Origin of the sequence: Enterobacter sp. 5-4 (assembly GCF_000612205.1) — a bacterium.
Classification (GTDB): Bacteria; Pseudomonadota; Gammaproteobacteria; order Enterobacterales; family Enterobacteriaceae; genus Enterobacter; species Enterobacter roggenkampii.
The window spans coordinates 97,244-123,751 of the sequence record NZ_JFHW01000007.1; the positions used below are offsets into that span (position 1 = coordinate 97,244).

Annotated in this window: 21 protein-coding genes; 5 read left to right on the plus strand and 16 right to left on the minus strand. The window is 58.6% G+C overall.

Features of this window, described 5'->3' with window-relative positions; genetic code table 11:
• Nucleotides 1–12: 12 nt before the first annotated feature.
• Genes AA74_RS0103035 through AA74_RS0103055 form a run of 5 tightly spaced genes read right to left on the minus strand, consistent with a single transcriptional unit; the run spans nt 13 to nt 4,740 of the window.
• Nucleotides 13–1,170 (minus strand): branched-chain amino acid ABC transporter substrate-binding protein, encoded by a 1,158-nt coding sequence (locus AA74_RS0103035; RefSeq protein ID WP_023344215.1) that lies wholly within the window; start codon nt 1,168–1,170, stop codon nt 13–15.
• A 28-nt stretch (nt 1,171–1,198) separates the two neighbouring features.
• On the minus strand, nt 1,199–1,918 hold the full coding sequence (locus tag AA74_RS0103040; protein WP_025910970.1) for an ABC transporter ATP-binding protein: 720 nt from the start codon (nt 1,916–1,918) through the stop codon (nt 1,199–1,201).
• Complete coding sequence (locus AA74_RS0103045; protein ID WP_025910972.1) at nt 1,911–2,678, minus strand: ABC transporter ATP-binding protein; 768 nt, start codon at nt 2,676–2,678, stop codon at nt 1,911–1,913. Before AA74_RS0103045 ends, AA74_RS0103040 begins: the two co-directional genes overlap by 8 nt.
• Entirely contained in the window at nt 2,675–3,781 is a 1,107-nt protein-coding gene (locus AA74_RS0103050; protein ID WP_023292331.1) for a branched-chain amino acid ABC transporter permease, read from the minus strand. The genes AA74_RS0103045 and AA74_RS0103050 overlap by 4 nt, the downstream gene beginning before the upstream one ends.
• A gap of 8 nt (nt 3,782–3,789) precedes the next feature.
• On the minus strand, nt 3,790–4,740 hold the full coding sequence (locus tag AA74_RS0103055) for a branched-chain amino acid ABC transporter permease (RefSeq protein ID WP_025910974.1): 951 nt from the start codon (nt 4,738–4,740) through the stop codon (nt 3,790–3,792).
• A gap of 170 nt (nt 4,741–4,910) precedes the next feature.
• On the opposite strand from AA74_RS0103055, the gene AA74_RS0103060 reads away from it, so the two are divergent.
• A complete protein-coding gene (locus AA74_RS0103060) occupies nt 4,911–5,855 on the plus strand; it encodes a LysR substrate-binding domain-containing protein (protein ID WP_008501734.1) in 945 nt (314 codons plus the stop codon).
• A gap of 52 nt (nt 5,856–5,907) precedes the next feature.
• On the opposite strand, the gene AA74_RS0103065 is transcribed toward AA74_RS0103060, so the two are convergent.
• Nucleotides 5,908–7,017, minus strand: a complete 1,110-nt coding sequence (locus AA74_RS0103065; RefSeq protein ID WP_025910978.1) for a porin OmpC — start codon at nt 7,015–7,017, stop codon at nt 5,908–5,910.
• 629 nt (nt 7,018–7,646) lie between these two features.
• The gene (yddG, locus tag AA74_RS0103070; protein WP_025910980.1) at nt 7,647–8,525 is read right to left on the minus strand and encodes an aromatic amino acid DMT transporter YddG; all 879 of its coding nucleotides are present in this window, start codon (nt 8,523–8,525) and stop codon (nt 7,647–7,649) included.
• Nucleotides 8,526–8,745: 220 nt separating this feature from the next.
• Here yddG and fdnG point away from each other — a divergent pair, with 220 nt between their 5' ends.
• The 3 genes from fdnG to fdnI are packed head-to-tail and all read left to right on the plus strand — an operon-like array spanning nt 8,746 to nt 13,338.
• A complete protein-coding gene (gene fdnG / locus AA74_RS0103080) occupies nt 8,746–11,793 on the plus strand; it encodes a formate dehydrogenase-N subunit alpha (protein ID WP_154827327.1) in 3,048 nt (1,015 codons plus the stop codon).
• 11 nt (nt 11,794–11,804) lie between these two features.
• A complete protein-coding gene (gene fdxH / locus AA74_RS0103085) occupies nt 11,805–12,689 on the plus strand; it encodes a formate dehydrogenase subunit beta (RefSeq protein ID WP_023292337.1) in 885 nt (294 codons plus the stop codon).
• Nucleotides 12,682–13,338, plus strand: coding sequence for a formate dehydrogenase-N subunit gamma (fdnI, locus tag AA74_RS0103090; protein ID WP_025910984.1), 657 nt, complete (start codon nt 12,682–12,684; stop codon nt 13,336–13,338). Before fdxH ends, fdnI begins: the two co-directional genes overlap by 8 nt.
• A gap of 58 nt (nt 13,339–13,396) precedes the next feature.
• Here the strand turns inward: fdnI and ppk2 are convergent, their stop codons facing one another.
• Nucleotides 13,397–14,215, minus strand: a complete 819-nt coding sequence (ppk2, locus tag AA74_RS0103095) for a polyphosphate kinase 2 (RefSeq protein ID WP_008501727.1) — start codon at nt 14,213–14,215, stop codon at nt 13,397–13,399.
• A gap of 165 nt (nt 14,216–14,380) precedes the next feature.
• Here ppk2 and araJ point away from each other — a divergent pair, with 165 nt between their 5' ends.
• Nucleotides 14,381–15,556 (plus strand): MFS transporter AraJ, encoded by a 1,176-nt coding sequence (gene araJ, locus AA74_RS0103100; protein WP_023292340.1) that lies wholly within the window; start codon nt 14,381–14,383, stop codon nt 15,554–15,556.
• Between the two features lie 6 nt (nt 15,557–15,562).
• On the opposite strand, the gene AA74_RS0103105 is transcribed toward araJ, so the two are convergent.
• The 8 genes from AA74_RS0103105 to AA74_RS0103140 form a co-directional block, all read right to left on the minus strand.
• Nucleotides 15,563–16,654 carry an alkylhydroperoxidase domain protein gene (locus tag AA74_RS0103105; RefSeq protein ID WP_025910985.1) on the minus strand — a complete coding sequence of 364 codons (1,092 nt, stop codon included), beginning with the start codon at nt 16,652–16,654 and terminating at the stop codon, nt 15,563–15,565.
• A 10-nt stretch (nt 16,655–16,664) separates the two neighbouring features.
• On the minus strand, nt 16,665–17,654 hold the full coding sequence (locus AA74_RS0103110) for a putative FMN-dependent luciferase-like monooxygenase (RefSeq protein ID WP_025910987.1): 990 nt from the start codon (nt 17,652–17,654) through the stop codon (nt 16,665–16,667).
• Nucleotides 17,651–19,258, minus strand: coding sequence for an ABC transporter ATP-binding protein (locus tag AA74_RS0103115; protein ID WP_025910989.1), 1,608 nt, complete (start codon nt 19,256–19,258; stop codon nt 17,651–17,653). The genes AA74_RS0103110 and AA74_RS0103115 overlap by 4 nt, the downstream gene beginning before the upstream one ends.
• On the minus strand, nt 19,255–20,106 hold the full coding sequence (locus AA74_RS0103120) for an ABC transporter permease (protein ID WP_025910991.1): 852 nt from the start codon (nt 20,104–20,106) through the stop codon (nt 19,255–19,257). Before AA74_RS0103120 ends, AA74_RS0103115 begins: the two co-directional genes overlap by 4 nt.
• Nucleotides 20,103–21,047, minus strand: a complete 945-nt coding sequence (locus AA74_RS0103125; RefSeq protein ID WP_025910993.1) for an ABC transporter permease — start codon at nt 21,045–21,047, stop codon at nt 20,103–20,105. Before AA74_RS0103125 ends, AA74_RS0103120 begins: the two co-directional genes overlap by 4 nt.
• A gap of 10 nt (nt 21,048–21,057) precedes the next feature.
• A complete protein-coding gene (locus AA74_RS0103130; RefSeq protein ID WP_025910995.1) occupies nt 21,058–22,677 on the minus strand; it encodes a TIGR04028 family ABC transporter substrate-binding protein in 1,620 nt (539 codons plus the stop codon).
• A gap of 149 nt (nt 22,678–22,826) precedes the next feature.
• Nucleotides 22,827–23,837, minus strand: coding sequence for an alcohol dehydrogenase AdhP (adhP, locus tag AA74_RS0103135; protein ID WP_023327537.1), 1,011 nt, complete (start codon nt 23,835–23,837; stop codon nt 22,827–22,829).
• A 196-nt stretch (nt 23,838–24,033) separates the two neighbouring features.
• Complete coding sequence (locus tag AA74_RS0103140) at nt 24,034–25,743, minus strand: ABC-F family ATP-binding cassette domain-containing protein (RefSeq protein ID WP_025910998.1); 1,710 nt, start codon at nt 25,741–25,743, stop codon at nt 24,034–24,036.
• Nucleotides 25,744–26,508: the final 765 nt, after the last annotated feature.

Genomic DNA, 26,508 nt, shown 5'->3' on the forward strand with positions numbered 1-26,508 from the left:
TGCCTCGCTGCGTTACTTCGCTTTTGCGCCGCCCAGCACGGTCTGCGGCTGCCATTTGCCGTCGACAACCTTATAGACCGTGAACGACGGCGATTTCAGGTTGCCCTCTTTATCAAACGCGATCTGTCCGGTGACGCCGGAGTAGCTGATGGCGCGCAGGGCGGGCAGATAGTCGGACGGCTCAACGGAGTCTGCTTTTTCCATCGCCGCCACCAGAACGCGGGTGGCGTCATAGGCGAACGGGGCGTGCAGTTCGATATGGGTGTGGTAGCGGGACTGGTACGCCTGCTCGAACGCTTTACCACCCGGCATCTGGTCAACGGGCAGACCCGGCTCCAGCGCCACAACGCCTTCGCCTTCTTTCTGCGCCAGCTTGAGGAACGTCTGGCTGACGAATCCGCCTGCGCCCATCAGCGTGGCGTTCATGCCCAGCTGTTTAATGCGGCGAGCCAGCGGTGCGGCCTGGCTGTCGACGCCGCCGAAGAAGATCAGATCGGCGTTTTTACTGCGGATGGCGGTCAGTACGGCGCTGAAATCGACCGTTTTGTCATCCACGTACTGACGATCGACAATTTTCACGCCCTGGGCTTCCAGCGATTTAATAAACTGGTCTGCAAGCCCCTGACCAAATGCGGTACGGTCGTCGATCACCGCAATGCGTTTGGCTTTCAGGGTGTTAACCGCGTACTGACCGGCGAGCTGGCCGCCGTCATCGTCGTGGCCCATCACGCGGAAGCTGGTGTCAAAACCCTGCTGGGTATAGGCATGACCGGTTGCGACCGGCGCCACCTGGGCAATACCCGCATCGTGATAAATGCGGGCCGCCGGAATGCTGGTGCCGGTATTCCAGTGACCGACCACGCCTGCCACGCCGCTATCCACCAGACGCTGCGCGACGGCTACGGCGGTGCGCGGGTCGGACTGATCGTCTTCGGACTGCAGCTTGAAGGTCACCGCTTTGCCGCCGATGGTCGGGTGCTGCTTGTTGATGTCATCGATAGCCAGCTGCGCGCCGTTCTCCAGATCTTTCCCGATACGGGCAGACGGGCCGGTCAGCGGGCCTGCCAGACCGATGACCACGGTTTCACCGTCAGCGGCCCACGCGGACGTTGAGGCAAAGCTGCCGAGCAGAATAGCGGCGCTGAGCGCACTGATTTTTACTGTTTTCATTGTATTTCCCTGATGTTGGCTGGTGTGGTTAAACGGGCATTTCGCCCAAATAAATCTGTGCAATCTGGTCGTCGTTGAGCAGCGCTTTCGATTCGCCATGATGAACAATGCTGCCGCTGTCCATGACCCACGCGCTGTCGGTGACTTCCAGCGCGAGACGAGCGTTTTGTTCGATAAGCAGCAGGGCGACGCCGCGCTCGCGCAGCCCGGCAATAACGGCAAATATGTTCTCGACCATCTTCGGGGCAAGGCCCATTGACGGCTCGTCGAGGATCAGCAGGCGCGGGCGGCTGAGGAGGGCGCGGTTAAGGGCAAGCAGCTGTTGCTCACCGCCGGACAGCAGCCCGGCAAGCTGATGCTGGCGTTCGCCCAGACGCGGGAAGCGCTCGAAAATTTCGTTCATCTCGCGCCTGACGGTGACAGTGTCACGCCTGAGCCAGGCGCCCATCTGCAGGTTTTCCAGCACCGTCATGCGGGAGAAGATCCCGCGGCCCTCCGGGACCATCACCAGCCCGTCGCGAAGCAGGGTCTCTGGGCTCTGTTTGCGTACCGCTTTACCGCTGAAATCAATGCTGCCGCTAAAGCTTTCCAGCCCGGTAATAGCGCGCACGGTGGAACTTTTCCCCGCGCCGTTAGCGCCGATCAGCGTAGCCTGTTCGCCCTCGCGCAGGGTAAAGGAGACATCGCGTACGGCCTGAATGCCGCCGTAATGCACGTCCAGACGTTCCACCTTCAGTAATTCAGACATGAGCGTTACCTCCAAGCCAGGCGGCGACCACTGCCGGGTCGCGCCGCACGCTTTCCGGCGTGCCGGTGGCGAGCGTTTTGCCGTAATCAAGGACCGTCAGGCGGTCGCAGATGCCCATCACCAGCTTGACGTCATGCTCAATCATCAGCAGGGTTTTGCCGTCATCGCGGATACGGGTAAGTAGTTCGCCGAGCGCCACTTTTTCCGCCGCGTTCATCCCGGCGGCGGGTTCGTCCAGCGCCAGCAGCAGCGGATCCGTTGCCAGCGCGCGGGCGATTTCAAGCCGACGCTGATGACCATAGGCCAGATCGCAGGCGCGATAGTGGGCGAACTGCGCAATGCCGGTATAGTCCAGCCAGTGCCAGGCCAGCTCGCGGGTCTGCTTCTCTTCCTCGCGGGCGCGTTTGTGGCGGCTCAGCGCGGCCCACAGGCCGTTACGGGTGCGCACGTGGCGGCCCACCATCACGTTTTCCAGCACCGACATCTCGTTGAAGAGGCGCACGTTCTGGAAGGTGCGGGCAATCCCGGCGGCGGTCACTTTCTCTATCTGCTTCGGGAAGTAGGGCTTATCGGCAATCGAAAACTCGCCGCTGTCCGCCGGATAAAGCCCGGTGATCAGGTTAAAGCAGGTGGTTTTTCCCGCGCCGTTGGGGCCGATCAGCCCGTAGATCTCGCCTCTGTTCACGGTAATCGAAACGTCATCCACGGCAGTCAGCCCGCCGAAGCGTTTTGTCATGTTGCGTACGGTTAACAGACTCATGCCTTCACCTCCTTGTGGCGTACCGGCCAGATGCCGGACGGGCGCACCAGCATCACCAGCACCAGTGCCAGACCGTAAAACAGCTGGCGCAGCACTTCCGGGTCAATCAGCACCGTACCGAACAGCGCCTGCTGCACCGGCGCTGCCTGGCTGCGCAGCAGTTCCGGCAGGGCGGTAAGCAGTACCGCGCCGAGGATCACGCCCGGAATGTGCCCCATACCGCCCAGCACCACCATCGCCAGTACGGCAATCGATTCCTGTAACGTGAAGGATTCCGGGGAGACAAAGCCCTGAAACGCGCCGAAAAGCGCACCCGCCACGCCGCCAAAGGAGGCGCCCATCGCAAAGGCGAGCAGCTTATAGTTACGCACGTTGATGCCCATCGCACGGGCCACATCTTCATCCTCGCGGATGGCGTGCCAGGCGCGGCCGATACGGGAATGCTGCAGGCGCAGGCAGACGAAGACGATCGTGATAATCACCAGCATCAGCAGGTAGTACCACAGCCACAGCGCGGGTACTTTGAAACCAAACCAGTGGTATACGCCGCTGAACTTCAGGCCGAACAGGTTCAGCGTATCCACCCCGGTAATGCCCTTTGCGCCGTTGGTAATGTTTACCGGACGGTCGAGGTTACGCATCAGGATGCGGATAATTTCGCCAAAGCCGAGGGTCACTATCGCCAGGTAGTCCCCGCGCAGCTTCAGCGTGGGCGCACCGAGTAAAATCCCGCAGACGGCCGCCACGAGGGCGGCCAGCGGGATAATGAGCAGATACGAGGTGTGCAGCCCGTCCGGGAACCAGACGCCGAGGATCGGAAACACCTCCAGCAGGTGCGGGGAAGCCATCAGTGCCGCGAGGTAGGCGCCGACCGCGTAAAAGGCGATAAAGCCCATGTCCAGCAGGCCGGTATAGCCGACCACAATATTAAGCCCCAGCGCCAGCATGATGTAGAGCAGGGCGAAGTCGATGACGCGCACCCAGTAGTTGCCGCCAAGCTGCGTGGCCACCACGGGCGCAATCAGCAGCGCGAGGCAGAACAGGCTCATGCCTGACCAGAATTTGCGCGTCGTCGCCGGGGTCTGGAGTTGAAGTGTTGTCATGGTATTCCTTACGCCCTGTTCGCCACGCGCTCGCCCAGCAGGCCAGCCGGACGGAAGACCAGCACCAGGATCAGCACCATAAAGGCAAAGACATCCTGATAGTTGCTGCCAAATACGCCGTGGGTCAGTTCACCCAGGTAGCCTGCGCCCAGCGCTTCGATAATGCCGAGCAGGATGCCGCCAATCATGGCGCCACGAATGTTACCAATGCCCCCCAGCACGGCGGCGGTAAAGGCCTTGATCCCGGGTAAAAAGCCCATCGAGAAGCTGGCGTTACCGTAGTTGCTGGCCATCATCACGCCTGCCAGCGCGGCAAATACGCCGCCAATGGCAAACGTCAGGGTAATAATGGCGTTTGGGTTAACCCCCATCAGCGTGGCCACGCGCGGGTTTTCCGCCACGGCGCGCATGCCGCGCCCCAGACGGGTATATTCCACCAGCAGCCAGAGCCCGGTCATCACCGCCAGCGCCAGGACAACGGTGACGATACCGGTGACGGTGACGATGGCAGGAGGATGCGCTTCGCTGCCGGACGTGACGGCGATAGGGTCCATCGGCAGGATCTGCGGGAACATCAGCGGGTTGCGCGTCCAGATAATCATCGCCACGGTTTGCAGCAGGACCGAAACGCCGATACCCGAGATCAGCGGCGCGAGGCGCGGCGCGTTGCGCAGTCGACGGTAGGCAAAGCGTTCCACGGCCATCGCCAGCAGGGCGCAGACGGCCATGGCAATCATCAGGGCAACGCCGAGCTGCAACAGCTGCGGCATATGCGGGAAGGTGGTATTCAGGGCGTTAATGGCGGAGAGCGTGGTGAGCGCGCCGACCATCAGAATATCGCCGTGAGCAAAGTTAATAATGCGCAAAATGCCATACACCATGGTATAGCCCAGCGCGATCAGCGCGTAGATGCTTCCCAGCATCACACCGTTGATAAGTTGTTGTATGAGTGTATCCAACGTCTGTACCCGCAAAGTGCTCGTTCTGCGGCTACCATCCAATAAATGAATAAAATTGTAAAATACGCATCTATTATTTCTTATGATAAATAGATATTGTTCTATCTTTATGATTTATATAAATATAATGAAGGCCTTTTTTTTGGTGAAAAGCCTAAAGAAATCAACATATGAATAAAACAGAACAATTGGTTGGCCTGCCTGCGTATGCAGAAAGTCGCCTTGCAAACGATCCGCCGCTTCGGGCTGTGCGTGCCTTTGAGGCCATCGCCCGGCTGGGCAGCGTCACGCTGGCCGCGCAGGAGCTGGACATTTCTCCGTCGGCCGTCAGCCATCAGCTCAGGGTGCTTGAAGGGTACCTGCAAATGCCGCTGACGGAGCGTCAGGGGCGCAGGCTGGTGCTGAGCCAGCACGGGCGTGAATACTACCGCTCGATCCGTGCGGCGTTTAACGTGCTGCGCCAGGCGACGGAGCACCTGGCGGAGCAGGCGCAAACGCGTCAGGTCACCATCAGCCTGATCCCGCTTTTTGGTATGGGGTGGTTTATCCCGCGCTTGCCTGCGTTTATGCGCGCCAATCCCCAAACCGAGATCAACGTGGTGTATGCCAACCATCGTAACTATCTGAGCGACGCGTCGGATATGTCGATTCGTTTTGGCAACGGTCAGTGGGCGGGCTATCAGAGTGAAAAGCTGATTTCCGGACAGATGGTGCCGGTGTGCAGCCGCGCGTTTTTGCGCATTCACGGCCATATCGACACGCCTGAGCAACTGCTGCAGATGCCGCTGCTGCACGATGAGGAGCGCACTACGTGGGCGCAGTGGTTTGTACAGCAGGGGGTGAAGCGTCCCGTTCGCCGAAGCGGTCCAATGTTTGAGGACGGTCTGCTGACGCTGGCGGGCGTACAGGCGGGTCTGGGGTGTGCGCTGATGCGGGAGCCGCTGATTGCGCCGTATCTTGAGAGCGGTGAGCTGGTGAAGATCTTTGACCTACCGATTGATGACGGACGCGACTATTACCTCTGCGTGCGCTCAGATTCAGAGATGACCGAGGACGGCAAGCTGCTGCAAAACTGGCTGCGACGGGCAGCGGGCGGGGAGTCGTCTGGCGGGTAAAAGAGGGCGATAAAAAAGCCAGCTGTTCAGCTGGCTTTTGGAGAGACAAGATTTAGAACTGGTAGGTCAGACCCAGCGCTACGATGTTGTCGGTACCGATGCCTGCCTGGCGAGTGAACTTGTTGTCATCGAGCAGGTTGATTTTGTAATCCACGTAGGTGGACATGTTTTTGTTAAAATAATAGGCCGTGCCAACATCGATGTATTTCACCAGATCCTGGTCGCCGAAGTTTTCGATGTCTTTGCCTTTAGACTGCAGGTAAGCGATAGACGGACGCAGGCCAAAGTCGAACTGATACTGGGCCACAACTTCGAAGTTTTGCGCCTTATTTGCAAAGCCGTAAATGTCGGTACGCTTGTTGTTAGAGGTACCGAAACGGGTTGCATTGTAGGTCTGAGAGTATTGCGCCGCGAGGTAAATGTTGTTCGCGTCGTATTTCACACCACCGCTGTATACTTCTGCGCGGTCGCCTTCACCGTATACGCCAGCCGCATTCTGGTCAGCGGTACGACGGGAGGAGGACATTGCACCACCTACGCTGAAGCCTTCGCCCAGATCGTAAGTCAGGGATGCGCCATAGCCGTCACCGTTCTGGTTCAGCAGGCTGCGACCGCTGGTGTTTTCACCACTTACGCTGCCGTTTTTACCCTGATACTGCAGAGCAAAGTTCAGGCCGTCAACCAGACCAAAGAAGTCCTGATTACGGTAGGTTGCCACGCCGTTAGCACGAGACTGCAGGAAGTTGTCGGCACCATAGGTGTCACCGCCGAATTCTGGCAGAACGTCAGTCCAGGAGGTCACGTCGTAAATCACGCCGTAGTTACGACCATAATCGAATGAACCTGCTTCCGCGAACTTCAGACCTGCAAACGCCACACGAGTCCAGGACTGGTTGTCGCCTTCGTCTTTGTTGCCCTGAATCTGGTATTCCCACTGGCCGTAACCGGACAGCTGATCGTTAACCTGGGTTTCACCCTTGAAGCCGATACGCATGTAGGTTTTATCGCCATCTGCGCCAGCATCATCAGAGAAATAGTGCAGACCTGTCACTTTACCGTACAGATCCAGCTTGTTACCGTCTTTGTTGTAAATTTCGGCAGCGTTAACAACGCCTGCTGCCAGCATGGAAGTGACTGCCACTGCAACTAATTTAAGTTTCATCTTAAATGTTCCTTATAATTTTTTTCGGTATTTCCTGAACCACTTTGAACGATTTCTAAACGAGGCTGTTCGTCAATGGCATGCTATTCTTAAAAATCTCGTAGTCTTATTTCAATAATAAGTTTCAAAATATTAGAGATAATTTCAATTAGTGTGATCTCGATCGTGTGAGATGGCGATCATTCAAACAACATGGTCGGAATTTATACGATTAATAGTTATTTAGTCAGTGGGATTATTGCTTTTACTATAATTTCTGATGGTTTTGATTTATTGCGTTAAATTTCGCTAATTCCGAGGGTTTAATGAGGGTGGTATTGCTGCTTTTCTTTAAAAACAATGGGTTGTTTTAATTTTTCAGCGTCTATTCCGCATATTATCATAAAGCTGTCAGAGCTGAATTATTGCACGCCATGCTATCCTGAGCGTTAATATTCATTACTCACTAATTTCATTGGGGTGTCAGTTTGTGTCAACTCGCTTCAGGTGGCTTTACAGAAGGCGTTCAATATAAACCGAACTTAAACAGATACTCTATTATCATGATAAATATTCTGATGTCTGATCACATTTTAAATTTATGTTAATTATGTTGCCGGGTTGAAATTCCCCCGGCCAGTCGAGCAGCGTTATTTTCGTGTGGCGTACCAGCAGAGCAACGACCCGGCGCAGACCATCAGCGCGCCTTGCCAGAACGAGAATGATAGGGGGGAGCTTAGCACCGCGGCGGCAAGCGCGGCAGAAAGCACGGGGGTAAAATAGGATACGGCAGCCAGAACCGTGACGTTACCGTGCAGGATGCCAATATTCCATGCGGCGTAACCAAACCCAAGCGCGATACCGCACATAACCAGCTTCACGACTACCGGAAGCGTGAACACCATGTCGGGCTGATCGCTCAGGGCATATTTCACCCACAGACTCAGCGCGGTCAGCAAAACAAACAGGGTGATGCCGTTTTGCCCTTTCGCAAATTTGCTGGTGACGGTGCAATAGGCGGCCCAGATAAAGGCCCCGGCAAACGCCAGCGCATAGCTCAGAGGGCTGGAAACGACATTCCGGGTTATTTCCTCAAGGTGTAATCCTTCTTCGCCGCCCAATACCCAGCACACGCCCAGCAGCGAAATGAGCAAGCCGGGGATCACCCACAGGGTAGACTTTTGCCCGTTGAACAAAATCGCAAATACGATCGTCAGGCTCGGCCAAAGGTAATTGACCATACCGACTTCAATCGCCTGAGCGCGCGTGGCGGCATAGCCCAGCGACAGCGCCAGACATATTTCGTAGCTGACAAATAAAACGCTGCCGGCAATAAGATAGCGGGGAGAAAACCGTCGGATATCAGGAAATCCTACCGTCACCAGACACAGTAATCCGCTGAGGGTGTAAATCATCGCGGCACCGCCAACAGGCCCTAATCCCTCACTCACGCTGCGAATAAGGCCGACCATGGTGCTCCATAACAGTATTGCCGCCAGCCCAATAAGCGTTGCTCTCTTTCTGTCCATTACTCGCCATCACAATAAAAATTAAAGGAAAAATGTAGCGCATTACGCCTGTCGCTGTCGTGAATTATTCTCTTAAGCCGTTAATCAAAAAGGGGTAATGAAACGTTGCGGAGGTGACTATTAAGGGGGGGAAGGCTGATGACCTTGATTTGACGCAAAAAAATCAGGGGCTTTGCTGTTAGTTTGCGGCGCGAAGTCTTTTCAGATAACGAGGACAGCAATGGACGTCAGCCGCAGACAATTTTTTAAAATCTGCGCGGGCGGTATGGCCGGAACAACAGCCGCAATGCTGGGATTTGCTCCCAAAATGGCGCTGGCTCAGGCGCGCAACTATAAACTGCTGCGCGCCAAAGAGATCCGTAACACCTGCACATACTGCTCCGTGGGTTGTGGGCTTTTAATGTATAGCCTGGGCGATGGCGCGAAGAACGCCAGAGAAGCGATTTATCACATTGAAGGGGATCCGGATCATCCGGTGAGTCGCGGGGCGTTATGCCCGAAAGGGGCGGGGCTGCTGGACTACGTCCACAGCGAAAACCGCCTGCGCTACCCCGAATACCGCGCGCCGGGCTCCGACAAATGGCAGCGTATCTCCTGGGATGAGGCCTTCTCCCGTATTGCGAAATTGATGAAAGCCGACCGCGACGCCAACTTTATTGAAAAGAATGCGCAGGGCGTGACGGTCAACCGCTGGCTTTCCACCGGCATGCTATGCGCCTCGGCGGCCAGTAATGAAACCGGCATGCTGACGCAAAAATTTGTGCGCTCGCTCGGCATGCTGGCGGTAGACAACCAGGCGCGCGTCTGACACGGACCAACGGTAGCAAGTCTTGCTCCAACATTTGGTCGCGGTGCGATGACCAACCACTGGGTTGATATCAAAAACGCGAACGTCGTGGTGGTGATGGGCGGTAACGCCGCTGAAGCCCATCCGGTGGGGTTCCGCTGGGCGATGGAAGCGAAAAACAACAACGATGCGACGCTTATCGTCGTCGATCCGCGCTTTACGCGTACGGCATCGGTGGCCGATATCTATGCGCCGATCCGCTCCGGTACGGACATTACGTTCCTGTCCGGCGTGCTGCTGTACCTGATCGAAAACAACAAAATTAACGCGGAATACGTTAAGCACTACACCAACGCGAACCTGCTGGTGCGGGATGATTTTGCCTTCGAAGACGGGCTGTTTAGCGGCTATGACGCCGAAAAACGCCAGTACGATAAAACGTCCTGGAACTATCAGTTCGATGAAAACGGCTATGCGATGCGCGATGAAACGCTCACGCATCCGCGCTGCGTGTGGAACCTGCTGAAGCAGCACGTCTCCCGCTATACGCCGGACGTCGTGGAGAACATCTGCGGCACGCCGAAAGCGGACTTCCTGAAGGTGTGTGAAGTGCTGGCTTCCACCAGCGCCGCCGACAGAACCACCACGTTCCTGTACGCGCTGGGCTGGACGCAGCACACCGTGGGCGCGCAGAACATCCGTACCATGGCGATGATCCAGCTGCTGCTCGGCAACATGGGCATGGCGGGGGGCGGCGTGAACGCGCTGCGCGGCCACTCAAACATTCAGGGCCTGACCGATCTCGGTCTGCTCTCCACCAGCCTGCCGGGCTACCTGACGCTGCCGTCTGAAAAGCAGGCCGATCTGCAAGCATATCTTGAGGCCAATACGCCAAAAGCGACGCTGCCGGATCAGGTGAACTACTGGAGCAACTATCCGAAGTTCTACGTCAGCCTGATGAAATCCTTCTACGGCGATGCGGCGCAGAAAGAGAACGACTGGGGCTTTGAGTGGCTGCCGAAGTGGGATCAGGCTTATGACGTCATCAAGTATTTCAACATGATGGATAAGGGCGACGTCACGGGGTATATCTGCCAGGGCTTCAACCCGGTGGCCTCCTTCCCGGACAAAAACAAAGTCGTTCGCAGCCTGAGCAAGCTGAAGTACATGGTGGTTATCGATCCGCTGGTGACCGAGACCTCCACCTTCTGGCAGAACCACGGGGAATCGAACGATGTCGATCCGGCCTCGATTCAGACCGAAGTGTTCCGCCTGCCGTCCACCTGCTTTGCGGAAGAGGACGGCTCTATTGCCAACTCCGGCCGCTGGCTGCAGTGGCACTGGAAAGGCCAGGACGCCCCGGGCGAAGCGCGAAACGACGGCGAAATCCTGGCCGGGATTTACCACCGCCTGCGCGAAATGTACCGCACTGAAGGCGGCAAAGGCGCTGAGCCGCTGCTGAAGATGAGCTGGCACTACAAGCAGCCGGATCGTCCTGAATCCGAAGAGGTCGCGAAAGAGAACAACGGCGTGGCGCTGGCGGATCTCTACGACGCAAACGGCAATCTGGTGGCGAAGAAAGGCCAGCTGCTGAACAGCTTCGCGCTGCTGCGTGACGACGGTACCACGGCATCGTCCTGCTGGATCTACACCGGCAGCTGGACGGAGCAGGGTAACCAGATGGCCAACCGCGACAACGCTGACCCGTCAGGCCTGGGCAACACGCTGGGCTGGGCTTGGGCATGGCCGCTGAACCGTCGCGTGCTGTACAACCGTGCGTCCGCCGACGTGAACGGCAAGCCGTGGGATCCGAAGCGCATGCTGATCCAGTGGAACGGGGCGAAATGGACGGGGAACGACATCCCGGACTACAGCACCGCCGCGCCGGGCAGCAACACCGGGCCGTTTATCATGCAGCCGGAAGGGCTGGGGCGCCTGTTCGCCCTCAACAAGCTGGCGGAAGGGCCGTTCCCGGAACACTACGAGCCGATGGAAACGCCGCTCGGCACCAACCCGCTGCACCCGAACGTGGTCTCCAGCCCGGTGGTGCGGATCTACGAAGACGACGTGCTGCGCCTGGGCAAAAAGGACAAGTTCCCGTACGTAGGGACGACCTACCGCCTGACCGAGCATTTCCACACCTGGACCAAGCACGCGCGGCTTAACGCAATCGCGCAGCCGGAACAGTTTGTGGAGATAAGCGAAACGCTGGCGAAAGCCAAAGGCATCGCCAACGGCGACCGCGTGAAGGTGAGCAGCAAGCGCGGCTTTATCCGCGCGGTGGCGGTGGTCACCCGCCGCCTGCAGTCGCTGAACGTGCACGGCCAGCAGGTGGAAACCGTCGGTATCCCGCTGCACTGGGGCTTTGAAGGGGTGGCGCAGAAAGGCTACATCGCCAATACCCTGACGCCAAACGTCGGCGATTCCAACTCGCAAACGCCGGAGTATAAAGCGTTTCTGGTCAACATCGAGAAAGCGTAAGGAGCGATTAAATGGCGATGGAAACACAAGACATTATTAAACGCTCCGCGACCAACCCGATAACGCCCGCGCCCCGCGCGCGGGACTACAAGGCAGAGGTCGCCAAGCTTATCGACGTCTCCTCCTGCGTGGGCTGTAAGGCCTGTCAGGTGGCCTGTTCGGAGTGGAACGATATTCGCGACGAGGTAGGGCACTGCGTTGGGGTGTACGACAATCCGGCGGATCTGAGCGCCAAATCCTGGACGGTGATGCGCTTTAGCGAAACCGACCAGAACGGCAAGCTGGAGTGGCTGATCCGCAAAGACGGCTGCATGCACTGTGAAGATCCGGGCTGCCTGAAGGCGTGCCCGTCTGCCGGGGCAATTATTCAGTATGCCAACGGGATCGTCGATTTCCAGCAGGACAACTGCATCGGCTGCGGGTACTGCATCGCGGGCTGCCCGTTTAATATCCCGCGCCTCAATAAAGAGGATAACCGGGTATACAAATGCACCCTGTGCGTGGACCGCGTCAGTGTCGGGCAGGAGCCTGCCTGCGTGAAGACCTGTCCAACCGGCGCCATTCACTTCGGCACCAAAAAAGAGATGCTGGACGTGGCGCAGGAACGCGTCGATAAGCTCAAAGCGCGGGGCTACGACAAAGCGGGCGTTTACAACCCGCAAGGCGTGGGCGGCACGCACGTGATGTATGTGCTGCATCATAGCGACCAGCCGGAGCTGTACCACAACCTGCCGAAGGATCCGGCGATCGATACTTCCATCAACCTGTGGAAAGGGGCGCTCAAGCCGCTCTCCGCGGCGGGCTTTATCGCTACCTTTGCCGGGCTGATTTATCACTACATCGGCATCGGGCCAAACAAAGAGGTGGATGACGACGAGGAGGAGCATCATGAGTAAGTCGAAAATGATAGTGCGCACCAAATTTGTCGATCGCGCCTGTCACTGGACGGTGGTGATCTGCTTCTTCCTGGTGGCGGTATCGGGAATTTCGTTCTTCTTCCCGACGCTGCAGTGGCTGACCGAAACCTTCGGTACGCCGCAGATGGGGCGCATTCTGCACCCGTTCTTCGGCGTGCTGATTTTCGTGGTGCTGATGTTTATGTTCGTGCGCTTCGTCCATCACAATATTCCCGACAAGCAGGATATCCCGTGGGTGAAAGGGATCGTTGAAGTCCTGAAAGGTAACGAGCACAAAGTCGCGAAGGTGGGGAAATACAACGCCGGGCAGAAGATGATGTTCTGGACCATCATGAGCATGATTTTTGTGCTGCTGGTGACCGGCGTGATGATCTGGCGTCCGTATTTTGCGCATTATTTCCCGATTCAGGTGGTGCGATACGCGCTGCTGATCCACGCGACGTCGGCCATCATCCTGATTCACGCCATCCTGATCCATATGTATATGGCGTTCTGGGTGAAAGGATCGATTAAAGGCATGATTGAAGGGAAGGTGAGCCGCCGCTGGGCGCAGAAACACCACCCGCGCTGGTATCGTGACGTGGAACGGCTGGAAGCGAAACAGGAAAGTACGGAAGGGATGAAGTAAGACCTGCGCCGTCGGCTTTGCCCGGCGGCGCTGCGCTTGCGCGGGCCTACTCTTCAAATCAGAACCGCTCTTCCACATACCGGAACGGATATTTTGTGGGTTTGACTTTGCCGATTTTGCGCTTCGGTAAATCCACCTTGTCGACGTGAATTTCTTTATACGGGATCTGCGAAAGCAGATGCGAAATAATATTCAGGCGCACGCGTTTTTTATCCTCTGAACGCGCCACAAACCACGGCGCCCAGGCGGTATCGGTGGCTTCAAACATGGCGTCGCGCGCAAGGGTATACTCATCCCACAGGTTAAAAGACTTAATATCCATCGGCGACAGCTTCCAGATCTTACGCCCATCGTTAATACGGTCGCGCAGGCGGCGCTCCTGCTCTTTCGGCGTCACCTCCAGCCAGTACTTCAGCAGGATAATCCCGGCATCGACCATCGCTTTTTCCATAACCGGCGCGCCGTCCAAAAATTTCTCTGCCTGTTCTTCCGTGCAGAACCCCATCACCCGTTCCACGCCCGCGCGGTTATACCAGCTGCGATCGAAGATCACGATTTCGCCCGCCGAAGGCAGATGGGGCACATAGCGCTGGAAGTAAAGCTGGCTTTTTTCTTTTTCCGTTGGGGCAGGGAGCGCAACAACGCGAAACACGCGCGGGCTGACGCGCTCGGTGATCGCTTTAATGGTGCCGCCTTTGCCGGCGCCATCACGTCCTTCAAAAACAATACATACTTTTAACCCTTTGGCGACGACCCACTGCTGGAGCTTAACCAGTTCGACGTGCAGGCGGCGGAGCTCTTTTTCATACTCTTTGGTCTTAAGCGGTGCATTCGATACGACATCAACAGCGACAGGGGTTTTCTTTTTGCTTCCCATGATTGTCATCCTCAGGTTGTCCGGTGCGGAAAAAGCGAGGCCGCACTATGAAGTGTAATCCACCTGAATTAATGGATTAACCTGTCAGCCATCTGATTTGAACTGGCTCACCATACAAGATTATTCAATAATGCCCGCTGCGAGTGATTAACCCGTGGTTGAGGTATGAAAAAGACAATATTTTCGTTGGCGCTTGGCACATTTGGCCTGGGCATGGCTGAATTTGGCATCATGGGCGTGTTAACCGAGCTGGCGCATGACACCGGTATTTCGATTCCCTCCGCCGGGAATATGATCTCGTTTTATGCCTTCGGCGTGGTGATTGGTGCCCCGATTGTGGCGCTCTTCTCAGGCAAGTTCTCGTTAAAAACCACGCTGCTGTTTCTGGTGGCGATGTGCGCTGTTGGCAACGCCCTGTTTACGTTTTCTACGTCATATTTCTGGCTGGCGCTGGGGCGGCTGATTTCCGGTTTTCCGCACGGCGCGATTTTCGGCGTCGGGGCGATTATTCTGTCTAAAATTGCGCCGCCGGGGAAGGTGACGGTCGCGGTGGCCGGGATGATCGCCGGAATGACCGTCGCCAACCTGGTGGGTGTGCCGCTCGGCACCTGGCTGGGGCACCAGTTCAGCTGGCGTTATACCTTTTTCCTGATAGCCCTGTTCGATGCGCTGGTGATCCTCTCGGTGCTGATCTGGGTGCCGGACATTCATGACAAATCAGAAATTAAACTGACCGAGCAGTTCCAGTTCCTGAAGAAACCGGAGCCCTGGCTGATTTTTGCCGCCACCATGTTTGGTAACGCCGGTGTATTCGCGTGGTTCAGCTTCGTCAAACCGTTTATGGTCAACGTTTCTGGCTTCTCCGAAGGCATGATGACGATCATCATGATGCTGATGGGCCTTGGCATGGTGTTGGGCAATCTGTTGAGCGGCAAGCTCTCGGGACGCTTTAGCCCGCTGCGCATTGCGGCGACTACCGACATGGTGATTGTCGCCTCGCTGCTGCTGCTTTTTGCCTGCGGTGAACTGAAAACGGCCTCGCTGGTGATGGGCTTTATCTGCTGTGCCGGGCTGTTCGCGCTCTCTGCGCCGCTGCAAATTTTGCTTCTGCAAAATGCGAAGGGCGGCGAGATGCTGGGGGCGGCCGGAGGGCAGATGGCGTTTAATCTCGGCAGTGCGATCGGGGCGTACTTTGGCGGGATGATGATTACCCTCGGCTTTAGCTGGCGCTACGTCACGCTGCCTGCGGCGTTACTCTCGTTCTCGGCCATGAGTGCATTACTGATCTACGGTTACCTGCGTGCCAGGCAGGCTCAGGCTAACGCGCGTGCGCTAGCCTGATTGAAGTCAGGCAAGCCAGGGCTCGCCCAGGGTCAGCATCAGGCGGTTGGCCCAGGCGAAGAACGCCGCGGACTGCACCAGATCAAGCTGGGCTAAGGTGTCCAGCCCCTCTTTTTCCAGCGCGGCAAGGTGCAGCGGCGTGGCGGCCGGCGGGGTAACCGACAGCGCTGCCGCAAAATTAATCTCCGCCTGCCAGCGCGCAGACTGCCCCTCGCTCAGGGACTGTCCCGGACGCACGGCCAGCAGGGCCTCTACCGCCGCGTCATCCTTAGACAGCTGGCTGGCTTTCCGCGCATGGACAGATGCGCAGTAAATGCAGCCGTTGATTTTACTGGCGACCGTTGCCGCCAGCTCGCGCTCGGCGCGCGGCAACCCCCCCGGCGTATAAAAAATCCCCCTATCCGTTAGCGTGCGCTGTTCAAGCACCGGCAGGTTGCGCCCCAGCAGGCGGAAATAGTCGGAATCGGTGTGGCCAAACTTCGCCAGGATCGCAACCTCGTCATCACGAAAATCCGCCAGCGGTTTGGCGGCGATCCACGGCTCCCAGCCCAGCTCCTGCTGGGTGAAGGCGACGGGAGCCGCCTTCCCGGTGGCCGTGGTGGCGGTCGTGTGCCAGACGCCAGCCGCCACCGGCGCATCGCTTTTGGCGACGGGCCTGTCGTTCAGCAGCCGCAGCCCGGCAATCAGTCGGCTCTGGAAGCTGACAAAGGCGATAAGCTGCGCCAGCGTCACGATGCCTTCCTTGCTCCAACCCGCCTGGGTCAGCGCCCTTAACGATGTCGGCGTGGCTTCAACGGGCGAGAAGGTCAGCAGACGCGCGAAATTGAGCGCCGGGGTCAGACGGTCTGAGGTCGGGTCTGCCAGGCCAAACCCCGCATAGTGCGCGGCCAGCGCCTCCGCGTTGTGCCACCTGGCAACTTTTGCCGCGACGGCGAAGCGCTCGTCCAGCGCAAAATCGCTATCCTGCTGGGTAAATAAGATTTCGTAGCTGCCCTGGGCGTGGCGCGTGGCGGCGTCCCGCGTGGCGCGCGCCTCTGCCAGAGGGGAACCGGGTTTGATTTCCGCCAGCTCGGCGAGAATGTCGTGACTTAATGACATAGGTGTCTCCTCAAAGGATGTGGGGGGCAATATGTTCGGCGATCAGTTCGATGGAGCGCAGCGTGTCTCGATGGGTGGGCTCGACCGAATGGACCTGGAATGAGATGTCCGTGGCGCGCCGGAGAACGGAATCGGCCTGCAGCGAACGCAGCACCGTCTCGGGCGAACCGATGTGGGCGTCGAACTGGCGACGAAAATCGGTGACGGTGTCACCTTTAACCGCGTGTCCGGCAGCGCGATGCTGCTGGGCCTGTCTGGTGAGACCCGGCGTCGCAACCTTCAGCGCATAGTCATCGCTGTCGGCGACGAATGCCGTACGGGAGGCCAGAATGCGCGGTGCGATACCGGCAGGCAGGGCCTCAAGGTAGGCATCCACAATCGGGTTCTGGATCGCGTCGAGCGTGAGATCCAACTGGTCTGCCGGACGCGGCTGCGTGCGGGAGAGCATTAACCCGTGTCCGGCCCGCGCGGCGCGAGCGGCGCCGTCGACGGAAAAGGTGGCAATCCAGATCCTGTCAGCCAGCTGTGGCGCTGGCGGGTAGAGGTGGTTATCCGGATGGGTGAGCGAATCCCCGCGCCAGGCGCTCTGGATCACATGTAAATGGTCGGCAAAGGCCGCGCCGCGCTGTTCAAACGTCAGTCCGAACGGCAGGAAAGAGGTCGGCGTGCCGCCCGAACCAAAACCGACTTCGAGACGTCCATCGGCGAGTAAATCCAGCACCGCCGCATCTTCCGCCACGCGCAGCGGGTTTTCCATCGGCAGGGTGATGATGGCCGTGCCCAGCCGGATGGTTTCGGTATGCGCCGCAACGTGGGCCAGAAACAGCAGCGGCGACGGCAGGCCGCCTTCACTTTCGTGGAAGTGGTGCTGGGCAATCCAGGCGCTGTCAAAACCGTGGCGTTCAGCGTGGCGGATCTGTTCTGTAGCCAGTCGATAGCGCTCTTTCGGCGTGGCGTCGTCAAGCAGGCGGGTGAAAAATCCCAGGCGTTTTCGCGTCATGCGAACTCCTCCGTAGCGGGTGAAAAATGGGGAATGGCGGCAATCAGCTCGCGGGTATAGTCGTTCTGCGGTGACGTGAATAAGGTCTCGACGTCACCGTGTTCGACCACCTGACCGCTGCGCAGCACCGTGACGCTGTGGGCGATCCGGCGAACGGTAGAGAGATCGTGCGTGATGAACAGGTAGGTTAATCCCAACTGCTGCTGCAGCTGCTGAAGCAGCGCCAGAATTTGCGCCTGGACGGTGACGTCCAGCGCGGAGGTGGCTTCGTCCAGCACCAGAATGGTCGGTTCCAGGATCAGCGCCCGGGCGATGGCTACGCGCTGGCGCTGTCCGCCTGAAAGCTCTCTGGCGGTGCGGGTCAGGAGTTCGACGGGCAGGGCAACCCGCTGCGCCACGGTCTCCACCCGGGCCTTTCGCTCCGCCTTCGCGAGGCGGGAAAAGTTCTTCAGGGGCTCTTCGATGATCTCAAACAGCGTCTGACGCGGGTCGAGAGAGGCGAACGGGTTCTGGTAAACAAACTGGATCTTCTGGCGCAGCTGACGACGGGCCTCGCGGCTGAGCGCGGTGGCATCAATGTCATCAATAATGACCTGTCCGCTGTCGGCCTGTTCAAAACCCAGCAAAATACGGGCGAGGGTGGTCTTCCCGGAGCCGGATTCACCGACCAGCGCGTGCGTGCTGCCGCGTCTGACGTCAAACGTCACCCGATCCAGCGCCTGCAGCTGATGACCTTTACCCAGCGAGAACCGTTTGCTGATGGCGCGGGCGCGAATGGCCGGTGACGCGAGCGGGAGACCGGCTACCGGGGCGATGGTCAGGCGCTGGCCCTGAAGATCGCTCAGCAGCTGACGGGTGTAGGCGTGCTGCGGCGTGCGGACGATATCGGCTGTGTCGCCGTGCTCCTGAACCTCGCCGTTGCGAAACACCAGCAGCCTGTCCGCGCGCTGGGCTGCCAGGGCCAGATCGTGGGTGACAAACAGAACGGCAGTACCCGATTCCCGGCGCAGGATATCCAGCAGATCGAGAATGCGTTTTTGCACCGTCACGTCCAGCGCGCTGGTGGGCTCATCGGCAACGATCACGTCCGGGCGCAGGGCAATGGCGATGGCAATCAGCACGCGCTGTTTCATCCCGCCGGAGAGCTGATGCGGATACTGCGTCATGCGCTGTTCGGGGTGGCTCAGGCCGACCTTTCTCAGCAGGGCGAGCACCTGCTCGTCACGCTGGAGAGCCGTTACCTTTTGGTGCAGCTGAATAATTTCCCCGACCTGCACGCCGATCGTCTTCACCGGATTGAGTGAATTACCCGGATCCTGCGGAACCAGGCTGATTCGCGCCCCGCGAAGGGTATCGAGACGCTTCGCTGACCACTGGCTAATCTCCTCGCCGTTGAGAATGATTTTCCCCGCATCGCGCCGGGCGTTATCCGCCAGCAGACCGATGATTGCCTGTGCCGTGGTCGTTTTGCCGGATCCGGATTCGCCGACAAAGGCCAGCATTTCCCCTCGCCTGAGGGTAAAGCTGACGTTATGTACCACCTCGCGCCACCGGCGCGCGGTACGGTAGCTGATGGTCAGGTTTTCTACCGAGAGTACGGTCATTTCAGGCCTCCGCTGAACTGCTGGCTGATACGGTTGGTGGCAAGCACCACGGCGATGACGACCACGCCGGGGAAGGTGGTTAGCCACCATGCGGTAGAGAGATAGTTACGGCCTTCGGCGATCAATAAACCCCATTCTGGTACGGGCGGCGGGGTACCGTAGCCGAGAAAGCTCAGCGTGGAGAGGGCCAGGATAGCCTGACCAAACTGCAGCGTGGCAAAGGCGAGGACGGCGGTTAAGGCATTGGGCAGGATGTGTCGCCACAGCACCGCCAGGAACGTCCCGCCGCTGCCGAACGCTGCCTCGACATAATCCGTATGGCGGATGCGCACCACTTCACCGCGCGCGAGGCGGGCGAAGCTGGCAATGGAGGCCACGCCGACGGCAATCGCGGCATTAACGGTGCCAAATCCGAGCAGAATAATGACCGTCAGCGAGAGCAGCAGAGACGGAATGGACAACAGCACGTCGACAAAACGCATCAGGAAAGACTCGACGCGTCCGGCGAACGCCCCGGCAATGACCCCCAGGCCGGTGCCTGCCACCAGCCCCATCGTGACGGCAGCGAGCGCCGCGCTCAGGGAGTGGGACGCACCGTACACAATACGGGTGTAAACATCGCGGCCAAGCTGATCGGTGCCGAGCCAGTGGCCCGCCTGCGGCGCCAGACGTTGCGCTCCGGCGATGCCCTCAATCGGGCTGTAGTGGGTTAACAGGCCGGGCGCCACGGCGGCAAAAAGCGCAATAATAATGACCGCCCATGCCAGCCACAGTCCCGGCTGCCACGCGACGCCCTGCCAGCCGGGAACGCGTTTTCGCGCGGCGGCAGCGTAATCGACCAGGCTCATGATGCACCTCCGGTAACGGTTTGCAGACGGGGATCCAGCAGCGGCATCAGCAGATCCACCAGCAGATTGATCAGGACAAAACCGAGAGCGGAAATCATGACCACCGCCTGAAGCACGGCGATGTCCTGGTTATTCACCGCCTGCTGGGTCAGCTGCCCGAGCCCGCTGCGGCCAAAAACGGTTTCCGTGATCAGCGCCCCGGCAATCAGCTCGCCCAGCAGCAGCCCGGCAATGTTCAGGACCGGCAGCAGGGCGTTGCCGGTGACGTGACGCCATAGCACGGCGGTTTCACTCAGCCCTTTAGCCCTGGCCACGGCGACAAACGGCTGTGTCGCCACCTGGTCGAGGCTGCGCATCAGGATTTGTGCCAGCGGGGCGGAGATCGGGATCGCGACGGTCACGATCGGCAGGATCAGCCCCTGCAGCGGCGTCGGGTTAATCACCGGGATCAGCCGCAGCTGGAAAGAAAAGAGCTGGATGAGGGCAATCCCCAGCCAGAACGTCGGTAAGGAGATAAACAGGACCGGCAGAGACTGGAGGGTATTACTTAGCCAGCGCAGACCCGGCAGGCGCGACGCAAAGGCCAGCGCAAACGCCAGCAGGACCGCAAGTAAAAAGGCGGGCAGGGCGAGGCTCAGGGTATCCGGCAAATTGCTGGCAATCAGCGCGCTGACCGGCACCCCGGCCTGTAACGAGTAGCCGAAATCCCCGCGCAGCATCGCCAGCAGCGTGTGGCCGTATTGCTGCCAAAGCGGGCTGTCCGCGCCGTAGGCCACGCGCATCTCCTCGATTTGCGCCGGGCTTAAGCCCAGGTCCGGGTTCTGAAATTTAATCAGCACCGCGTCGCCCGGCAGCACCTGGAGCAACACGAACGAGAGGGTAAAGGCGGCCCACAAGACCAGCAGCCCGTGCCCAAAACGTTGAAGAAGTGCGTGGCGCATCGTCAGCTCCTCAGTGTTTCTCAAGCCACGCGCCGTAGAACGACGGGCGGCCGACCGCTTCAAAATTCACGCCTTTCAGCCATGGCGCACCGGCAAAGACCTGCGGCTCCTCGAAAATCGGAATGACGTAGGCGTTATCCAGCAGGTAGCGCTGGGCATCGCCGGTCAGCTGCAGGCGTTTTTGCGGGTCGACTTCGGCGGAGATATCCACCAGCAGCGCATTCAGCTTGTCGTCACGGAAGCTTTTGACCTTGTCGCTGGAGCCGCCTTTTTGCAGCAGCGCGTCGCGGTTAGCGGGGTAGAACATGCTTTTCACCACGTCAGGATCGGCGCGGCCCACTTCGGAGACGGTTAACGGGGTCTTCAGCGGATCAAGGTTATCCAGCGTGCGGCTGCCTGCGTCACCGGCTTTCACGCTCAGCGCCACGCCCACCTGACGCCACTGCTGGGCAACCAGCTGCAGCACCTCTTTATTTTGCGGCTGCGGCAGGGATTCATATACCGTCAGCGCCAGCCGCTGGCCGTCTTTGGCGCGGATGCCGTCGCTGCCCGCTTTCCAGCCCGCCTCGTCCAGCAGCTGGTTAGCTTTAGCCGGGTCAAAGGTCAATTTGTCGCTGAGATCGACAAAGCCAGCGGCGGAATTGGCAATCACCGACTTCGCCTGCGGATAGTTAGCCGAGAAGAGGGTCTCAACCACCTGTTTTGCATTGGTGGCATGCAGCAGCGCCTGGCGGACGCGAATATCGGAGACCAGCGGGTTATCCGGGCGGAAGCTGATGCTGTCGTTCACCCCGCGCGTTGGGGCAGCGTAGATCTTATAGCCCTGATCGGTCGCCTGCTTTTCGTCATACGCCTGCACCTGGCGAATAAAGTCGGCCTGACCGGCCAGCAGGGCGCCGACGCGCACGCTGTCTTCCTGAGTCACGATAAACTTGATGCCATCAAGATTGGCTGGCCCCTGTTGCGCCAGATTTTTGGGCCCCCACTGGTAGTCCTTTCGCGCTTCCAGCGTCACTTCGCGCCCCAGTTTCTCGTCCTTCACCACAAACGGGCCTGAGCCAATGATATGCCGGGCGTCACCCAGCTCTTCAAAATTGCGCTTGAGCGTGCTGAGCGAGACCAGGCCCGACCCGATGGTGGCGGTGCCCTGCAGGAATCCCGGTGACGGTTTTTTGAAGTAAAACTTCACGGTCAGCGGGTCGACCACTTCGCTGCGATCGTAGTTATTGATCACTTCTGACACCGGCAGGCGCTGCGCCTTGTTACCTAGGCCGTAGGTATCAAAGTTTTTCGCTACGGCGTTGGCGTCGAGCGGCGTGCCGTCGGAGAAGGTGATCCCCGGGCGAATTTTGAAGGTGTATTCGGTTTTATCGGCGTTGGTGGTCCAGCTTTCGGCCACCCACGGTTCGACCTGCAGCGTCTTTGGGTTTTGCCACGTCAGTTTGTCGGTGATCTGGTTCAGGATGCCGCCGTTCGGGTAGAAGCCGCCGGCGGGCGGATAGAGGTTAGTGTGCGCCTGTTGCTCCAGATAAATCAGCGTGCCGCCTTTGACCGGCGCATCGGCGGACCAGGCTGCGGTGGTCGTCAGAATCAGCGCCGTCAGCAGCGGCAGACGAAATGGGGTTTGCATGGTGAATTCCTTTGTTATCTTCTTGTTAGCGTCGGATTCATCATCGGGCGCGGGGGAAAACAAGGGAACAAAGGAATTAAGATAAGGATTGCCGGAAAATGGCTATAAAAAAACCGCTCCGGAGAGGAGCGGTGATGAAAGGTGGACGATTATGAACGTAAGTCGATCACCATACGGCCACGGATCTGGCCCTGTTCCATCTCTTTAAAGATGGCGTTGATGTCCTCAATAGGACGCATCGTCACTTTCGGCACCACTTTGCCCTCGGCTGCAAACTGGAAGGCCTCCTGCAGATCCTGACGGGTGCCAACCAGCGAACCCACCACCTGAATGCCGTCCAGCACCAGACGCGGAATATCGAGGCTCATCGCTTCCGGCGGCAGGCCAACCGCGACCACGCGGCCACCGGCACGCACGGCATCAACGGCAGAGTTGAATGCTGCTTTTGCGACGGCAGTGACGACGGCGGCATGCGCGCCGCCGGTTTTTTCCTGCACAATTTTAGCGGCATCTTCGCTGCGGGAGTTAATGGTGAGGTCCGCGCCCATGCTGGCCGCCAGCTTCAGCTGTTCGTCGTTAACGTCCAGGGCGATAACTTTGGCGTTAAAGACGTTTTTGGCGTACTGCAGCGCAAGGTTGCCCAGCCCGCCCAGACCGTAAATCGCAATCCACTGGCCCGGCTTAATACCCGATACCTTCACCGCTTTGTAGGTGGTCACGCCAGCGCAGGTAATGCTGCTGGCCGCCGCCGAATCCAGACCGTCCGGTACTTTTACCGCGTAATCCGCGGTGACGATGCACTCTTCCGCCATGCCGCCGTCGACGGAGTAACCGGCGTTTTTCACGTCACGGCACAGGGTTTCATTGCCGGAATTACAGTATTCGCAGTGGCCGCAGCCTTCAAAGAACCAGGCCACGCTTGCGCGGTCGCCGACTTTCAGCGACTTCACGCCAGGGCCGACTTCTTTCACGATACCAATTCCTTCATGGCCCAGGATAACCCCGGTCTTGTCGCCAAAATCACCGTTCTTCACGTGAAGATCGGTATGGCATACGCCACAGCACTCCATCTTCAGCAGGGCTTCCCCATGCTTTAGCGGGCGTAAGGTTTTTTCGGTGACGCTGACCTGGTGGTCCTGAGTGACAACAGCAGCCTTCATGTGTATCTCCTTGTTCATGATAAGAATCTGCATAGCAGGTGTAATACCCCTTAAGGATTAATACATTAGCCTGGTAATGCAAGGCTGCGGCAACATAATGTCATCATTTGATTCGATTTCAGATTAAGAATACGGCGATCCTCTAATAATTAAGGGGGAAAATGCTGGCCCGGCGAGGCGCTCGCCGGGCGCAGACTTACAGCTGGGCTTCTATCTCCTCTATCTCTTTACGCCATTGTGCCTGGAGCTGCGGCTTTTGATGCTTCGGCTTGCGCGCCAGATCGTCTTCCAGCAGCGTTTCCAGCGCGATCAGCCGCTCAAGCAGATCGTCATGCGGCGAGGGGTGAACCGTCGCGGCGACAGCGGGCGCAGTGGCTGTCACCAGCCCCGCGCGTTCACGCAGCCGCTCAAACACCGCTTCTGCATCGTGCCATTCGCTCAGCGTACCGTCCTCAATTAGCCAGAAACGGTTGCAGCTTTGGCTAATTAACTGACGGTCATGGCTGACCAGCAGGACGCCGCCTTCGAACTGCTGAAGGGTGTGCGCCAGCGCCTCTTTGCCTTCCATGTCCAGGTGGTTAGTGGGCTCATCCAGCATCAGCAGGCTGTAGCGGGCAAGCGTCAGGCCCACGAACAGCAGGCGCGAACGCTCGCCGCCGCTGAGCGTGCTGACCGTTTGTCCGTGACGCGCCCATGGGAAACCGGCGCTTATCAAGGCCATTTTGCGGTTCTGCGGATCCGGTGCAAAAGGCTCCAGCGCGTCGAGCAGCGTGGCGTTGTCCGGCAGCTGATGCAGCGTCTGGTCGTAGTAGCCTGGCGAGACGCGCGGATGGATTTTCAGCCCGCTGTCCGCCGGTTCATCCGTAAAATGTCGCCAGATAAGCTTCATCAACGACGATTTACCGCAGCCGTTACGACCGACAATCGCCACGCGATCGCCGCTTTTCAGCCGCGCCGTTTCGATGTTAAACAGCGGCGGTAGCCCAGGCGCGGGCGGGACGCCGAGGTTTTCCATCTCCAGCAGACGGTCAGCCCGCAGCGCGTCGCCGCGCAGGGTTAACGTCCACGGGCTGCCCGCCGTGAGCGCGGTCTGGCTCTCTTTGAGCCGTTCGACCTGTTTTTCCATCTGTTTGGCTTTGCGGGCCAGGTCTTCGTTATCGTAAACCTTACCCCAGGTCGCCAGACGTTTGGCGCTGGCGGTCACGCGGTCGATCTCCTTTTGCTCCGCCTTGTGGCGCTGCGCGTCGGTCTCATCTTTGGCTTCCAGCGCCTGACGTGCCGCCGTGCAGGGAAGGGCAAAGTAGTGCAGCGTTTTATCGCGCAGGATCCAGCTGCCGTTGGTGACGGCATCCAGCAGCTGTCTGTCATGCGAGACCAGCACAAAGCTGCCCGACCAGTTCTGTAGGAAGTGTTCCAGCCAGAGCATGGTCGGCAGGTCCAGGTGGTTGCTGGGTTCATCCAGCAGGAGCAGATCCGGCTCGTGAATCAGCGCCCGGGCCAGCAGCAGGCGGGTGTGCTGCCCGCCGCTCAGCGTGGCGGAGTGCAGCATCATATCCTGCGGCGTAAAGTCCATGCCTGCCAGCAGCGTTTCGGCTTTCCAGCGCAGGCTATCGCGCTCAGCAAAAGGCAGCTGTGCGAGTACGGCATCCAGCATGGTGAGCGGTAAAATAGCGTCCGGGAGATGTTGCTCCACACGCGCCATCAGGCAATGCCCGGCCAGCGCTACCGTTCCGGCAGCGGGTGAATCCGTGCCGTCCAGCACCTTCAGCAGCGTACTTTTTCCGCAGCCGTTATCGCCCAGCAGGCCAATGCGGTCGCCTTTTTTCAGCGTAAAGGAGAGTGAGTCGAAGAGCGTGCCAAACGCCGTATCAACGCGTAAAGATTGTGCAGTGAGTAAAGTGCTCATTGTTGCTTACCCAAGAGTTACAGGCATGTTTATGCCTCGTCAAACATCGCTGACGATAACTCAGTAAGCCCGAGAGAAGGGATTTCAGGGGTTGGTGTCTTCGCTCAAGCCGAAGTTATCGCAGCACGATACCGATAACGCTTGAGCGGGTGCGATCGCCAAATGTATGTGAAACATTGAAAATTTCACGATACAGCATAATTGGCCTCCTTATATATTCAGTGGGTTAATGGATGAAAGGAGTGTAGCGGGGGAAAAGGGGTTTGGCTAGGGGGTGGGACGAATGTAATTCCCTCTCCTATGGGAGAGGATTAGGGTGAGGGGAACATACGGCTCTGGTGGTCATTACGTTCACTTTATGTTCCTTGCTACTCTTTAGCGATGTGACCGGTGAACGTGCCAGGGTGGCTCAGTCGCCACCACCCTGGCGACCCGGGCTCCCGGCGGTAAATCGCCGCTTCGCGGTGCCCTCAGCTTATTCCTTCAGGCTATCGGGTCGGGCATGAGCCTGCATCCCTGCAGGCCACGCCCTCTCGGCGCATCCCTGCGCCTCGCCCCGGCCTTACGGAAACGCTTCGGCGATTTACAGCCGGACCAGGGTGTCGCTGTAAGTCATTCATTTTCATGAAGCAACATTCATCGCATCCGGTAAAAAAAATTACTGGGATTCCTGAGCACACAGGGAGAGCCCCCGTAGGCCCGGTAAGCGAAGCGCCACCGGGCGATTGGGCCGCACCGCGTCTCCCACTGGGAGAGGGAACGGTC